The 15866-nt window shown below is 36.3% G+C and carries 15 protein-coding genes and 1 tRNA gene; all 16 read left to right on the forward strand.

What is annotated here, in order from left to right:
* Positions 1-34 precede the first annotated feature (34 nt).
* The 16 genes from amaB to CLV73_RS04225 all read left to right on the forward strand — a co-directional run bounded on the left by amaB (position 35) and on the right by CLV73_RS04225 (position 15724).
* The gene (gene amaB / locus CLV73_RS04150; RefSeq protein ID WP_100375604.1) at positions 35-1585 is read left to right on the forward strand and encodes an L-piperidine-6-carboxylate dehydrogenase; all 1551 of its coding nucleotides are present in this window, start codon (positions 35-37) and stop codon (positions 1583-1585) included.
* Between the two features lie 97 nt (positions 1586-1682).
* Positions 1683-3011 carry an L-lysine 6-transaminase gene (lat, locus tag CLV73_RS04155; RefSeq protein WP_100375605.1) on the forward strand — a complete coding sequence of 443 codons (1329 nt, stop codon included), beginning with the start codon at positions 1683-1685 and terminating at the stop codon, positions 3009-3011.
* Between the two features lie 61 nt (positions 3012-3072).
* A complete protein-coding gene (locus tag CLV73_RS04160) occupies positions 3073-3303 on the forward strand; it encodes a DUF2007 domain-containing protein (RefSeq protein ID WP_100375606.1) in 231 nt (76 codons plus the stop codon).
* Positions 3304-3496: 193 nt separating this feature from the next.
* On the forward strand, positions 3497-4009 hold the full coding sequence (locus CLV73_RS04165) for a GNAT family N-acetyltransferase (protein WP_100375607.1): 513 nt from the start codon (positions 3497-3499) through the stop codon (positions 4007-4009).
* 115 nt (positions 4010-4124) lie between these two features.
* Positions 4125-4580 (forward strand): transcriptional regulator, encoded by a 456-nt coding sequence (locus CLV73_RS04170; protein WP_100375608.1) that lies wholly within the window; start codon positions 4125-4127, stop codon positions 4578-4580.
* A gap of 1 nt (position 4581) precedes the next feature.
* Positions 4582-5766: an efflux RND transporter periplasmic adaptor subunit gene (locus tag CLV73_RS04175; RefSeq protein WP_100375609.1), complete on the forward strand. Its 1185-nt coding sequence runs from the start codon at positions 4582-4584 to the stop codon at positions 5764-5766.
* Between the two features lies 1 nt (position 5767).
* Positions 5768-8914 carry an efflux RND transporter permease subunit gene (locus CLV73_RS04180; protein WP_100375610.1) on the forward strand — a complete coding sequence of 1049 codons (3147 nt, stop codon included), beginning with the start codon at positions 5768-5770 and terminating at the stop codon, positions 8912-8914.
* 84 nt (positions 8915-8998) lie between these two features.
* Positions 8999-10414: an efflux transporter outer membrane subunit gene (locus CLV73_RS04185; protein ID WP_100375611.1), complete on the forward strand. Its 1416-nt coding sequence runs from the start codon at positions 8999-9001 to the stop codon at positions 10412-10414.
* Between the two features lie 236 nt (positions 10415-10650).
* Positions 10651-11139, forward strand: coding sequence for a GNAT family N-acetyltransferase (locus CLV73_RS04190; RefSeq protein ID WP_100375612.1), 489 nt, complete (start codon positions 10651-10653; stop codon positions 11137-11139).
* A 3-nt stretch (positions 11140-11142) separates the two neighbouring features.
* Positions 11143-11622: a MarR family winged helix-turn-helix transcriptional regulator gene (locus CLV73_RS04195; protein ID WP_100375613.1), complete on the forward strand. Its 480-nt coding sequence runs from the start codon at positions 11143-11145 to the stop codon at positions 11620-11622.
* A 178-nt stretch (positions 11623-11800) separates the two neighbouring features.
* A tRNA-Ala gene (locus CLV73_RS04200) sits at positions 11801-11874 on the forward strand.
* A gap of 37 nt (positions 11875-11911) precedes the next feature.
* Positions 11912-12286, forward strand: a complete 375-nt coding sequence (locus tag CLV73_RS04205) for a hypothetical protein (RefSeq protein ID WP_100375614.1) — start codon at positions 11912-11914, stop codon at positions 12284-12286.
* A gap of 140 nt (positions 12287-12426) precedes the next feature.
* The gene (locus CLV73_RS04210; protein WP_100375615.1) at positions 12427-12987 is read left to right on the forward strand and encodes a C40 family peptidase; all 561 of its coding nucleotides are present in this window, start codon (positions 12427-12429) and stop codon (positions 12985-12987) included.
* 150 nt (positions 12988-13137) lie between these two features.
* Complete coding sequence (locus CLV73_RS04215; RefSeq protein WP_100375616.1) at positions 13138-13950, forward strand: 2,3,4,5-tetrahydropyridine-2,6-dicarboxylate N-succinyltransferase; 813 nt, start codon at positions 13138-13140, stop codon at positions 13948-13950.
* A gap of 15 nt (positions 13951-13965) precedes the next feature.
* Positions 13966-14640 carry a glycosyltransferase family 32 protein gene (locus tag CLV73_RS04220; RefSeq protein WP_100375617.1) on the forward strand — a complete coding sequence of 225 codons (675 nt, stop codon included), beginning with the start codon at positions 13966-13968 and terminating at the stop codon, positions 14638-14640.
* Entirely contained in the window at positions 14624-15724 is a 1101-nt protein-coding gene (locus CLV73_RS04225; RefSeq protein WP_100375618.1) for a glycosyltransferase family 4 protein, read from the forward strand. Before CLV73_RS04220 ends, CLV73_RS04225 begins: the two co-directional genes overlap by 17 nt.
* Positions 15725-15866 lie beyond the last annotated feature (142 nt).

A 15866-nucleotide genomic window follows, 5' to 3' on the forward strand; every position in this document is an offset into this window, starting at 1 on the left:
TTTATCTTTAGAGAAAACGAAAAGTAAAATTTTTATGTCTAAAAAAATAAAGGATTTCGGAATCGAAAAAACACTGAAAAACTTAGGAATTAAAGAGGAAAACAAAGGAACTTCGGTAGGCGGAAAATATTTCGCATCAGGAAAAACAATAGAAAGTTTTTCACCTGTAGATGGTAATTTGATTGCCAAAATCAAAACTTCCGGAGAATCAGATTATGATAAGGTAATTGAAACGGCAGAAAAAGCATTTAAAGAATTCAGGTTGATTCCGGCTCCTAAAAGAGGAGAAATTGTAAGACAACTGGGACAAAAGTTAAGACAATATAAAGACGACCTTGGGAAGCTGGTTTCTTATGAAATGGGTAAGTCTTTGCAGGAAGGCTTAGGAGAAGTTCAGGAAATGATCGATATCTGTGACTTTGCAGTGGGAGTTTCCAGACAGCTTCACGGTTATACGATGCATTCGGAAAGACCGGGACACAGAATGTACGAACAATATCATCCGCTTGGAATTGTAGGAATTATCACAGCATTCAACTTTCCGGTAGCAGTTTGGTCATGGAATACGGCTTTAGCATGGATTTGTGGCAATGTTACCATTTGGAAACCTTCAGAAAAAACGCCACTTTGTGCTATTGCCTGCCAAAATATAATGAATGAGGTTTTAAAGGAAAATAATCTTCCGGAAGGAATTTCAAGTGTATTGGTTGCTGATCATGAAATCGGGCAGAAATTAGTGGATGATAAAAGAATATCTTTAGTTTCTTTCACGGGTTCTACAAGAGTTGGAAGAATGGTTTCTACCAATGTTGCCCAGAGATTCGGAAAATCAATCCTTGAATTGGGAGGAAATAACGCTATTATTATTTCTAAAGATGCAGATATTGACATGTCGATCATCGGAGCTGTTTTCGGAGCAGTTGGAACCGCGGGACAAAGATGTACTTCCACGAGAAGACTAATCATTCACGAAAGTGTTTATGATGAAGTAAAAAACAGACTGGTAAAAGCTTACGGACAATTAAAGATCGGGAATCCATTAGATGAAACCAATCATGTGGGACCGCTTATCGATACAGATGCGGTAAACATGTATCAGGAAGCCATTAAAAAAGGTAAAAAAGAAGGCGCAAAATTCATTGTTGAAGGTGAAGTTTTAAAAGGAAAAGGATATGAGTCCGGTTGTTATGTAAAGCCTTGCATCGCTGAAGTGAAGAATTCTTACGAGATCGTTCAGCACGAGACTTTCGCACCGATTTTATATTTAATTAAATACAAAACACTGGAAGAAGCGATTGCCATTCAGAATGATGTTCCTCAAGGATTATCATCTGCAATCATGACGCAGAACTTAAGAGAAGCAGAATTATTCCTTTCTCATGCAGGTTCAGACTGTGGAATTGCCAACGTAAACATCGGAACATCCGGAGCAGAAATCGGAGGAGCTTTCGGTGGTGAAAAAGAAACAGGAGGTGGTAGAGAATCGGGTTCAGACGTTTGGAAATACTATATGAGAAGACAAACCAACACTATTAATTATACAACACAACTTCCTTTAGCACAAGGAATTAAATTTGATTTATAAAAAATTAATTTAACCGTTTAAGTTATTTAAAGATTTTAAAATTTATAGCTGAGTCTTTTTAATTTTTAAATCTTTAGATCTTTAAATCACATACAATATGGAACACACAACAATTGATATACAAGCAAATAAAGTAAAAGAAACCGTAGGAAAACATGTTTTGGCAGATGGCTTTGATTTCGTAATGGATATTGAAAAATCTCACGGTTCTTGGCTGTACGATAAGCTTACCAACAGAGAATATTTAGACATGTTCTCGATGTTCGCCTCGGCTTCCGTTGGCTATAACCATCCATATATCATTGAGAAATCAGCATGGTTAGGGAAAATGGCCGTTAATAAACCAACTTTGGCAGATGTTTATTCCGAAGAATATGCACATTTTTTAGAAGTTTTTGAAAGAGTCGTAATTCCTGAAGAATTGCAGTACGCTTTTTTTATTGAAGGAGGAACTTTAGGAGTTGAAAACGCAATGAAAGCTTGCTTCGACTGGAAAACCAGAAAGAATTTTGAAAAAGGCCTTAACCAGGAAGCCGGAATCTGCATTCATTTCAGACAGGCATTCCACGGAAGAAGTGGTTATACATTAAGCTTAACAAATACTTCAGATCCTAGAAAATATCAATATTTCCCGATGTTTGACTGGCCAAGAATTCTTAATCCTAAATTAACTTTCCCAATCACAGAGGAAAACCTGGAGGAAACGATCAAGAATGAAAGACTGGCTTTAATTCAGATTGAAGAGGCTATTCTGATGAATTCGGATAAAGTAGCCTGTATCATTATTGAGCCTATTCAGGCAGAAGGTGGTGATAATCATTTCAGAGACGAGTTCTTATTAGGATTGAGAAAAATCTGTGATGATAATGAGATTTTATTGATCTTCGACGAAGTTCAGACCGGGATCGGAATTACAGGAAAAATGTGGGCTTTCCAGCACTTCACAGCCAAACCGGACATTATTTCTTTCGGAAAAAAAGCACAGGTTTGCGGGGTTTTAGCGAATAAAGAGAAATTTGATGAAATACCCAATAACGTTTTCAGAGAAAGTTCAAGAATCAATTCTACCTTCGGAGGAAACTTTATCGATATGCTGCGTTTTCAGTTGGTAATGGAGGTGATTGAAAAAGAAAATTTAGTAGAAAACGCAAGAATTGTAGGAGATTATTTATTGGAAGAATTAAAAAAATTAGCAGAAAAATATCCTGATAAATTATCAAACGCAAGAGGAAGAGGATTGATGTGTGCTATTGATCTTCCAACTTCTGAACAAAGAAATATATTAAGAGATGAACTCTGGAATGACGGAATGATTATTCTTTCCTGTGGAGATCAGTCACTTAGATTCAGACCTCATTTAAATGTAACCAAGGAAGAAATCAAGCTTGCTATAGATAAAATCGAAAATAATATTAACAAAATTTAAAATCCGGATTTGGGATTTTAAAAAATTTGTCATATATTTAGATACTCAAACGGAAAAGAATATGGAAAGAAGCACAAGAGTATCAGTTTTTGAAAGTGACAAACCCTCAGAAATTCAGTTAATCAAATCTAAATTGGACGACGCGCAGATTACAAATGCGGTAGAAAACAATTATCTGACTTTTACGACAACGCCTACGGCAACTTCGCTAAAAGTAATGGTAGATTTGCAGGATGAGAAGAAAGCATTTGACATCATAGATGCTTATCTTCAACAAAGTGAAAATCAATAAAAAACAATTTCATAATTTTAAATTTTACTACTTCGAACCGAAAATTAATTTCAATTAGTTTTCGGTTTTTTAATTATTCAAATTTTAAAGTGGGTTAAATCATTAAAGATGCTTGCCGAAGTATCCCAAACACATAAACCAATAATTTTTTATTTAATTAAAAATTAATCTTTTAATTGAAATTTTCACAGCAATGAATTCAGAAATTAAATTAAGAAAGGCAGAAATTGAAGACAGAGATATAATCTGGAGTATTTTGCAGCAGGCCATTGAAAGACGAAGACAAGACGGAAGTACACAATGGCAGCAAGGTTATCCCAACCTGGATACGGTAGAAAGCGATATTGAAAAAGGATTCGGATATGTACTGACCGTAGATGGTGAAATTGCAGTGTACAGTGCGTTGATCCTTAATGATGAGCCTGCTTACAGCACCATAGAAGGAGCCTGGCTGAGCAATGGAGAATTTGTTGTGGTACATCGGGTAGCTGTAGATGAAAAGTTTGCAGGAGAGGGAATGGTGAAAAAGCTGTTTGACCACATTGAAGAATTCACTAAATCCAATGGTATTCAGAGTGTTAAAGTTGATACCAACTTCGACAATATTGCCATGTTGAAAATTCTTGAAGGAAAGGGATATTCTTATTGTGGAGAGGTTTGTTTGGCCGGCGGAATGAGAAAAGCTTTTGAGAAGATTATAATTTAATCAAAAAGTTAAATCAACTTTCATTGAATTTTTAAAAGGCCCAATATTGAGAAACTCTATTGGGTTTGTTCGTTTAGTTCTGAACTAATTTTTACATTTGCTCAAATTATATACCATGCATAAGAGTATAGAAATTGACGAAAAAATTTTTCAGGATGCTGTAAAGTTCTATGGCACCATTTTCAACGTACCTCCACTAGCTTCAAAAATTTATGCCTACCTGCTTTTCGATTATGAAAAGGTGGGGATTACTTTTGATGAATTTGTGGAAGTTCTTTCTGCAAGCAAAAGCTCGGTTTCTACAAGTATTTCTTTACTACTGAAAGCCCAGCTCATTGTAGATCATAATAAAATGGACGAACGAAAGCGGTATTTTTTCATCAATGACGAATATAAGAAGATAAGATTTGAAAAAATAGTTCAAAAGATGCAAGACGAATTAAAACTACTAGATGACTTAGATCAATTTAAAAAAAATCATGACGATGTGTACAATGAAAAAATAGAGGCTTACAAAGCGCTCTTAAATAAAAACATACTTAATATTCAGGAATCTCTTAATAAACTATAAAATGAACAGTAAACTAGTTATACTTTCTATTGCAGCGCTTTCACTCACTGCCTGCAAAAAAGAAGCTCCGAAGCAGGATGGTGCAAAACCATATCCTGTAGTGAATGTGGAGGCAAAAAATATAGTCGGATATCAGACTTTTCCCGCTACCATTCAGGGAAAAATAAATAATGATGTTCGCGCTAAAATACAGGGGTATATTACACAGGTTTTAGTAGACGAGGGACAGTACGTTACAAAAGGTCAGCCTTTGTTCCGTCTTGAAACCAATATTTTAAACGAAAATGCAGCCGCTTCTAAAGCAGGAATCGGTGCCGCAGAATCTAATATTGCAGCAGCTCAGGCTTCTGTGAATGCAGCTCAGGTGGAAGTGAACAAACTAAAACCACTTGTTCAGAAAAATATCATCAGTAATGTTCAGCTACAAACTGCCCAAGCAAATTTAGCTCAGGCTCAGGCTCAGTTACAGCAGGCTAATGCCGCTAAAAGACAAGCTGTTGCTAACTATAAAGGAGTAGAAGCCAATATCGAATATTCTATCATCCGTGCGCCTATTTCCGGAGTTATCGGGAAGCTTCCCTTAAAAGTAGGAAGTTTAGTAGGGCCTACCGATCAGACTCCTTTAACCACAATTTCAGATACTTCACAATTATACGCTTACTTTTCAATGAATGAAAAGGAGTATTTTGATTTCCTTGAAAAATCTCCGGGTGCTTCTTTATCTGAAAAGATTAAAAATCTGCCTATGGTAGAATTGCAATTAGCCAACGGAAGTATTTACGGAGAAAAGGGGAGAATTGAAACCATGACAGGACAGATTGATGCTACAACGGGTACCATTCAGTTCAGAGTCGGGTTCTCCAATCCTCAAAAACTGTTGAGTAATGGTAATAGCGGTACCATCAGACTTCCAAAAACCTATGAAAATGTTTTAGTAGTTCCTGAAAGTGCTACCTACGAACAACAAGGTATTGTTTACGTTTACAAAGTGGAAAAAGATACTGCTAAGAATGTTGTGGTAAATGTGATCGACAGAATCGACAATTTGGCCCTGATCAAATCAGGCGTCAACAAAGGTGAAACGATCATTGCTGCAGGTATCGGAGGTTTGAAACCAGGAACAGCAGTTATTAAAAAGCCTATAAAAATGGATAGTCTTGTTCAATCTATAAAACCGAAATTCTAAAATGATTAAAAATTTTATAAACAGACCGGTTTTATCCACGGTAATCTCAATCCTGATTGTGATTCTCGGGGTTTTGGGATTGATCTCGCTGCCGGTTACACAGTATCCTGATATTGCACCTCCTACAGTAAGTGTTTCTGCAAACTACACAGGAGCCAATGCGGAAACTGTGATGAAGAGTGTTGTGGTACCATTGGAAGAGCAGATCAACGGGGTAGAAGGTATGGATTACATCACTTCTTCAGCCGGAAATGACGGGTCAGCTCAGATTCAGGTATTCTTTAAACAGGGAATCGACCCGGATATTGCTGCGGTAAACGTACAAAACCGTGTAACCAGAGCAACTCCTTTATTACCAAGTGAAGTTACACGTTCCGGAGTAGTAACCCAAAAGCAACAGACAAGTGCCTTGATGTATATGTCTTTCTATTCTGAAAACAAAGATTTAGATGATGTATATCTTCAAAACTTCCTGAATATTAATATTATTCCAAACTTAAAAAGGATTAACGGGGTAGGTGACGCCAATGTTTTCGGAGGTAAAAATTACTCGATGAGAGTTTGGCTGGATCCTGCTAAAATGGCAGCTTACGGAGTAACTCCAACCGATGTTACCAATGCAATCAATGAGCAGAGTAGAGAAGCGGCTGCAGGTTCTATCGGACAGAACAGTGGAAGCTCTTTCGAATACATCATTAAATATGTTGGTAAATTCAACGATAAGGCACAATATGATAATATCATCATAAAAGCTCTTCCTGACGGACAAAACCTTATGCTTAAAGATGTTGCCAAAGTGGAACTGGCGGGTCAGTCTTACACAGGGATCGGTGAAAACGGGAACAACCCATCTATCAGTATGGGGATCTTCCAGACACCGGGTTCAAACGCTCAGGAGATCATTAAAAATATTAAAGCCTATCTAAAATCTGCAGAAGGAAGCTTTCCTCAGGGAATTAAATATACGTTCAACTTTGATACGAATGAATTCCTGGATGCATCCATCGAAAAAGTGGTTCATACCCTAATCGAAGCATTTATATTAGTATTTATTGTAGTATTTATTTTCCTTCAGGATTTCAGATCTACGCTGATTCCGGCAATTGCGGTTCCGGTTTCCATTGTGGGAGCATTTTTCTTCCTGAATTTATTTGGATATTCCTTAAACCTGTTAACGTTATTTGCCTTGGTATTGGCAATCGGTATCGTTGTGGATGACGCGATTGTCGTCGTCGAAGCCGTTCACGCCAAGATGGAACACGGTATTTCCGATGCTAAAAAAGCAACCGTAGAAGCAATGGATGAGATTACAGGGGCAATTATTTCAATTACCTTAGTAATGGCGGCGGTATTTGTTCCGGTAACGTTTATTACAGGACCAACCGGAGTATTCTATCAACAGTTCGGGATCACACTCATTATTGCGATTATCATTTCTGCGATTAATGCCTTGACTTTGAGTCCGGTTTTATGTTCCCTATTCCTAAAACCTCACGAAGCACATCATGCAGAATATAAGAATCTGAACTTCCTTCAAAAATTCTTCTATAAGTTTAATATTGCTTTTAAAACAGCTACCGAACGTTATGGAAAAGGATTTGTATTCTTATTGAGACATAAATGGGTGACACTAATCATTTTTGCGATAACTGCAGGAATCTTATATTGGGCAAGTTCTACCATGAAAAAAGGTTTCGTACCTACAGAAGACAGAGGGATCATTTTTACTGATGTTCAGCTTCCTCCGGGAGCCTCTATGGAAAGAACATACAACGCGTTGAAAACTCTTCAGGCAAAAGCCTTAAAAGTTCCGGGAGTACAAAACGTTACAATTTCTACAGGTAGAGGTTTCTTATCAGGAAACGGTAGTAACAACGGTCTTGCCTTCATCAAACTGAAGCCGTTTGAAGAGCGGAAAAAAGACGGGCAGACTTCTGAAGATATCACGAAAAAATTATTCGGAATTTCAGGAGCCGTTCCTGATGCAAAAGTAGTATTCTTCCAGCCACCAAGTGTACCCGGTTTCGGTAACAGTGCCGGTTTTGAGATGGTATTATTGGATAAATCAGGGGGAGAATATGCAGACTTAGACAATAAAATGAATGAATTCATCGGGAAACTGATGCAAAGACCTGAAATTGAATTTGCACAGTCTTCATTCAATACAAAATATCCTCAGTACGAAATGCAGGTAAATGTACCATTGGCTAAACAGATGGGAGTTTCCGTTAGTGATATCCTGGCTACTATGCAGGGCTATATCGGAGGTATTTATACTGCCGACTTTACCAAATATGGAAAACAGTTCAGGGTAATGGTTCAGGCTCTTCCTGATAACAGAAAAAGTATTGAAAACCTTAATGAACTGTATGTAAAAACAGGATCAGGAGTAATGTCACCGATTTCTCAGTTCGTTTCGATGAAAAAAGCGTACGGACCACAATCCGTAAGCCGTTACAACCTGTTTACTTCAGTAAAAATTACGGGAGCAAATTCTGCAGGATACAGTTCCGGGGATGCTATTACAGCCGTTCAGCAGGTTGCTGATGAAACTTTGAACCAAAATTATGCTGTAGAATTCACAGGATTAACGAGAGAAGAATTAAATTCAGGATCTCAGACCTTATTGATCTTCGGATTAAGTTTGATTTTTGTTTATTTCATCCTTTCTGCACAATATGAAAGTTATATTCTTCCGCTTATCGTAGTAATTTCTCTTCCTCTTGGGGTAATGGGAGCTTACTTCGGACAGAAAATCATGGGCCTGGAAAATAACATTTATTTCCAGATTGCCCTGATCATGTTGGTTGGATTATTGGCTAAAAATGCTATTCTGATTGTAGAATTTGCTGTCCAGAGAAGACACCATGGTGAAACGATTGTGATGTCTGCCATTAATGCTGCAAAAGCGAGATTAAGACCAATCCTGATGACCTCATTTGCATTTATCTTCGGTTTATTGCCACTGGTTTTGGCAAGTGGGATCGGTGCGGTTGGTAACCGTTCAATTGCAACCGGTGCAGCAATAGGATTGTTGATAGGAACTATTTTAGGATTATTCGTAATTCCTGTATTATACGTGATTTTCGAATACTTACAGGAAAAAATTAAACCTATCAAAAAAGAAGAAATCAATTTAGCAGAATAAAATTAAGTTCGTTTAAGGTTTTGTGTTCAAAGTTTAACGACCAGAATGCGAAACCTTAAACATAAAACTTTAAACTTTTAAAGAATGAAGAGTTTATTAAACATCATAAAAGGAATAACATTTTCAGTCGCAATTCTTGCTGCCGTATCATCTTGTATGGCAAGAAAAGAATACCACAGACCCGATAATGTTGTTGACGAAAAACTGTACCGCACAGATATGCTTCCTGCTGACAGTACAAACATTTCGAATGTTTCCTGGAGAGAGATCTTCACAGATCCTATTCTTCAGGGACATATTTCAAAGGCTTTGGAAAACAACCTCGATATAAGAATTGCTTTACAGAGCATCAATTCTGCAGAGGCTTATCTAAAACAAAGTAAAGCAGCTTATGAGCCAACAGTAACGGTTGGTCCCGGCTACACTTTCCAGACCCAGTCTTTGAATACACAGACCGGACAGCTATTCGGGCAGAGAAGATATATCAACCAGCTTGACCTTACAGCAAGTATCGGTTTTGAAGCTGATCTTTGGGGAAAATTAAAAGCCCAGGAAAAAGCTCAGTTGGCGAATTATTTAGGGACAGTTGCTGCCCACAAAGCCGTAAAAAGTGATTTGATTGCTTCTATTGCTTCTGCTTATTATCAGTTATTGACTTTTGATGAACAGAAAAAAATCATCACAGAAACCATTAAAGTTCGTGAGCAAAATTTAGAAACCACCAAAGCTTTAAAAGTCTCAGGAACTGTTACAGAAGTTGCTGTGCAACAGAGTGAAGCTTTAGTGTATAATGCAAAATCCTTATTAATTGACATCGATACCCAGATTCAATTATTGGAAAATACAATGAGTTTATTAATGGGAGAACCTTCTCATTCGGTTGAACGATCTTCTTTGGCTGCTCAGAATGTTCCGATTGATTTAAAATTAGGATACCCTGCTCAGCTCTTATCAAACAGACCGGACGTAATGAGAGCGGAATACAACTTAATGAACGCTTTTGAACTGACCAACTCTGCCAAAGCTCAGTTTTATCCGACTTTAAAAATCACAGGAAACGGAGGTTTGCAATCCATGGATATTGATCACCTTTTCAGTGTCAATTCTTTATTTGCTAGTGTTGTAGCAGGTTTAGCACAACCTATTTTAAACAAAAGAACCATCAAAACCAACTATGAAGTAAGCCTTGCCAATCAGGAAACGGCCTATCTGAATTTCAGAAAAACAGTTCTTACTGCCGGAAAAGAAGTTTCTGATGCAATTCGTGTATTCTCGGTTCAGGATTCTTATATAGAGCTAAAACAAAAAGAACTGGATTCCTATAAAAAATCTGTAGATTACTCCCAGGAATTGGTAAACTACGGGATGGCCAATTATCTTGAAGTACTCAATGCAAGTGTCAATTCATTAAATGCAGAGTTGAATATTGCCAATGCAAAATACAGCAAAATGAAAGCAGGAGTAGAGCTTTATCAGGCTCTAGGAGGCGGTTGGAAATAATTTCTGATATCTAAAGTAATTAAAACGTGTATTGATTAACTTCAATGCACGTTTTTTATTAATGAGAACTAAAATCAAATCGTCTGTCATTCTGAATGAAATGAAGTATAGTGAAGAATCTCACTTTATTTGTTATGATTAATTAAATAACTTATTATCAACATCTTAAATATAATTTTACATTTTCACTTGCATATATGTAGCTAACTACGTAGTTTTGTACGCAAATTAATACAATGTTAGAAATTAAAACAATAAACAATACCTATTCAGAATCAATCATTGATTTAATTTTGAATATCCAACAAAAAGAATTTAATGTTCCGATCACAATAGAAGATCAGCCCGATCTTATGCAAATCGAAGAATTCTATGTCACCAGTGGCGGAAATTTTTGGGGAGCTTTCATAGATGGAGAACTTGTAGGAACCATTGCTTTGGTGAAGTTTGATAAAAATGCTGCTGCCATCCGAAAGATGTTTGTAAAAAAAGAATGCAGAGGAAAAGAACATAATATTGCCCAGCAATTATTAGAAGTCCTCATTGCTTACTGTCATGAAAACGGAATAGAAGAAGTATATTTGGGAACCGTATCGATACTCAAAGCTGCTTTACGTTTTTACGAACGTAATCATTTTAAAATAATTAACAAGGAAGAGCTTCCTGCAAAATTCCCTTTGATGAGTGCCGATAATGTATTTTGTTTTCTTGATCTAAAATCATAACCTATGAATATTATAAATGAATCCGGAACCCTTGCGTTATCTACTCGTTTGCAACGCCTCAGTGAGCAGTTACGCAAAGACGGAGCCTTAGTTTATAAAGAATTCGGAATCGATTTTGAGCCCAAATGGTTTCCGGTTGTTTTTACCTTGCATCATAAACAGACACTAAGTGTTGTAGAAATTGCCAATGAAATAGGGTATACCCATCCTTCTACCATCAGTCTTTTAAAAGAGCTTGAAAAACAGCAAATAATTCAGTCTAAAAAAGATAAAACCGATGAACGAAAACGTCTGATAGAATTGGCTCCGAAAGGAATAGAACTGATAGAGAAAATGAAACCGGTCTGGGAAATCATTTCAAAAGTATTGGGCGAAATATCAGATAATGAAAATCATTTACTCAAAGCCATTAATGAAGCGGAAGAAAAAATTGCAAATCAATCGTTTTTACAGAGGGTTTTGCAATTTAAAAATTCCCAATAATAAAGCTGACAAATTGATAGTTAAATGATTTTCTTTTTGCTGTTTCATTCAAATAACTTTTCAAAAAATGATGATTATATAGTTAATAAAGCAACTTGTTAAAGAAAATTAAATAAAAAATTTGTATATGTAGTTTAAATACTTACTTTTGTACCGTTTCAGAATGTTGATGACAAATGGGGGATTGGCGCAGTTGGCTAGCGCGTTTGACTGGCAGTCAAAAGGTCACGGGTTCGAATCCCGTATTCTCCACAATTTTGAATTTATTTCATAAAACTTTTATTATACTATGAAGAAACTTTTTTTTCTCTTATTAACAGCTTTTTTATTTATCGGATGTAACTCGGATGACGACAGCATTTATGATTTTATCGGAACTTGGCATGGAACCTATGAAGGAAGTGATAAAGGGGTGTGGAATATTGTTGTTGCAGATGATGGAAAAGTTACCGGAACAATGCATTCTGATGTGAATCAGGAAAATTACAATATTTCCGGGAATGTTAGTTCTTCCGGAGACATAAATGCGGTGGTAGGTCTTCCGTCAGACGGAGAATTCAGAGGCAATCTTACCACTGATAAAAAGGGAAGCGGAACTTGGGTAAATTCAGTTCCTACCCCTGGAAGATCAGGAACATGGCAGGGTGAAAAAGATAAAAATTAAAATTTAAGAATATATATAAAAACCGGAAAATGATTTCCGGTTTTTTTTATTTTCCAAACTGTTTAATTTAACAGTTTCCGAATAAGATATAATACACTAAATTTATATATTTGCAATACATCATTAACAATCGGAAGCGCATGAAATTGGGATTACTTGAAAATCATCTGAGAATAAAGCAACTATCTGTTTTACTGATTATGTCCTCAATTATCATTTCCTGCGGAAGCTCAAAAAGCGCTGCTGAAAAAAATAAATCTGTAACAAGAACAGAAAATCTTAGAAGGCTTGATTCAAAATTTGATGGCAAAGTATCTAAATCCATCAATTCCCTCTTAAAAGATGCTGAAAAATATATTGGAACACCTTATAAGTTCGGAGGAAACACATCTTCCGGTTTCGATTGTTCAGGATTTACCGTAAAAGTATTTGAAGAAAACGATTTCAAACTTCCCAGAAGATCTTCAGATCAGGCTTTAGCCGGAGAAAAGATTGACATCACAGAAGTAAAACCGGGGGATCTTTTATTCTTTGCAACAGCAGGAGGAAGCAGGGTTTCCCATGTAGGAATCGTTCATGACATCGGAAATGACGGTGAAGTTAAATTTATTCATGCTTCTACCTCAAAAGGAGTGATTATTTCTTCACTCAACGAAAAATACTGGAATAAGGCTTATCTTCACGCTCAAAGGGTCTTATAACTCTACATTTATAAGATTGATTTTTTAGATAATTACATTTTTAATAAAACAGTAAAAAACGACAGAATATTCAAATTTTTATAACTTTCACGGTTCAAAATAAGATCAACTTTTTTGTATCTTTGGCGAAATTAATTTTAAACAAGAAACATGTCGTTACAACAAACTATTGAAAACATCTGGGACAACAGAGATTTATTGCAGAATGAAGACAGCCAAAAGGCTATAAGAGAGGTTATTTCTTTGGTTGATAAAGGAGAGCTTCGTACAGCTGAGCCTACGGAAAACGGATGGCAGGTGAATGAATGGGTGAAAAAAGCTGTCGTAATGTATTTCCCGATCCAGAAAATGGAAACTATCGAAGTAGGTCCGTTTGAATTTCATGATAAAATGCCTTTGAAGAGAAACTATGCTGAAAAAGGAGTAAGAGTTGTACCACATGCTATTGCAAGAGAAGGAGCTTATATTGCTCCGGGAGTTATTATGATGCCTTCTTACGTAAACATCGGAGCTTACGTAGATTCGGGAACAATGGTTGATACTTGGGCTACAGTGGGAAGCTGTGCACAAATTGGTAAAAACGTTCACTTAAGTGGTGGTGTTGGTATCGGTGGTGTGCTAGAACCGCTTCAGGCTGCTCCGGTAATCATTGAAGACGACTGTTTCATCGGATCAAGATGTATTGTAGTTGAAGGAGTTCACGTAGAAAAAGAAGCCGTTTTAGGAGCTAATGTTGTATTAACAGCTTCAACTAAAATTATTGACGTTACAGGTCCGGAACCTATTGAAATCAAAGGAAGAGTTCCTGCACGTTCAGTAGTAATTCCAGGAAGTTACACAAAACAATATCCGGCAGGAGAATATCAGGTTCCTTGTGCTTTGATCATTGGACAGAGAAAAGAATCTACAGATAAAAAAACATCTCTTAACGATGCATTGAGAGATAACAATGTAGCAGTTTAAATTCACAGTAAAACTATGGCCATTCCTAAACAGATCTTTCAGACTTTTAAAACCGATAAGCTGCCTTGGCTTACGAGGTTTCATATTAAAAGAATGCTTAAGAAAAATCCTGAATATCAATATCATTTCTATGATGATAAAAGGATAACCGAATTCTTTAAAGATGAATTTCCGCCTGAATATCTGAAAGCCTACAACAGGCTGACTATAGGAGCGGCTAAGGCAGATTTTTTCAGATATGCCATCCTGTACAAAAAAGGAGGAGTATATTTGGATATCGACAGCGGAATCAATATTCCATTACGAAAACTGATTCGCGAAGATGATACTGCATTAGTGACGGATGAAGATCCTCCAACATATTATGTACAATGGGGTCTGGTGTATGAAGCCGGACACCCATTTCTACAAAGAACATTGGAGAACATCATGGAAAACATTAAAAATAATCCATATCCTCACAATGTTCATAAAACCACAGGTCCAACTGTTTATACAGACTCAATTAAAGAATGTCTTAAAGAAAATCCAAATATTCCTCACCGGTTTTTGGGGCCTCACTATGACAATAAAATGCAGTTCAAGTATAAACTTGGTAAATTCTTCCTTTATAAAGACAAATCCGAACACTGGAAAAAGAAACAACTGACTCAAAACATCATAAGACCGGAGAATGAAGATAGCTTATGATGCAAAGCGTTTTTTCCATAACACATCAGGATTAGGAAACTATTCCCGCGATCTGGTCCGTATTTTATCAAAATATTTTCCGGAAAACGAATATATTTTATTGCATAAAAACAAATCAGATAGAGGCAAAGAAATTTTAGAAAATCCCAATGTTCATTTTGTTGAAACCTCCAAAGGAAATATGTCCCGACAGTTTAAAATGGGGAAGGATGCACAAAAACAAAATGCAGACATTTTCCATGGATTATCGGGTGAGTTATCCTTAAAATGGGATAAAAAACCGATCAAAAAAGTTGTGACGATTCATGACCTGATATTCGTTCGATATCCTCAATATTATTCATTTTTTGACCGGAAAATTCATTTTTGGAAGTTTAAAAAAGCCGCGAAATCTGCCGATAAAATCATTGCGATCTCAGAACAGACCAAAAGAGATATTATACAGTTTTTAAAAATTCCTGAATCTAAGATCGAAGTGATTTATCAGGGTTGCCATAAAGCTTTTAAAGAACAGCAACCCGAAGAATTTATCCGGCAAACAAAGGAAAAATTTAGCCTTCCCGAAAGATTTATTTTAAATGTCGGAACCATCGAAGACCGGAAGAATCTTTTAAACATTGTCAAAGGAATCAACGGAACCCATATTCCTTTGGTTGTAGTCGGAAAAAAAACAAAATACTTTCAGAAAATAGCTGGTTTTATTCAAAAGAATAAGATGGAAAAGCAGATTCATTTTTTAGAAGGTGTTTCTATGGACGAATTGGCTGTTATTTATAAATTAGCCGATATTTTTGTTTATCCAAGTTTTTTTGAAGGTTTCGGAATCCCTGTGATAGAAGCACTTTTCTCAAAAACGGTTACCATTACAAGCAATACAAGCTGCCTTCCGGAAGCAGGAGGGCCCGATTCTGTGTATATTGATCCTAAAAATCATTTGGATATTCAGTCAAAAATAAAATTTTTATGGGAGAACGAATCCGAAAGAAAACGCCGTGCTGAAAAGAGTTTTGAGTTCGTTCAGAAGTTCAATGACGAGCCTATTGCCAACGAAGTAATGACGCTTTACAGAAAAATTATTTCGTAAAATTCTTGCGGGATTAAAAATTAGTCCTACATTTGTACCACAAAATTTCAACAATGAAACCCAATTTTTTAACAGTACATCATTATTACCATCATATCTGCTAGACGGAATTGATTGAGATATACTATGTTAAAAATCAAAA

It is taken from the genome of Chryseobacterium geocarposphaerae, assembly GCF_002797535.1.
Lineage (GTDB): Bacteria > Bacteroidota > Bacteroidia > Flavobacteriales > Weeksellaceae > Chryseobacterium > Chryseobacterium geocarposphaerae.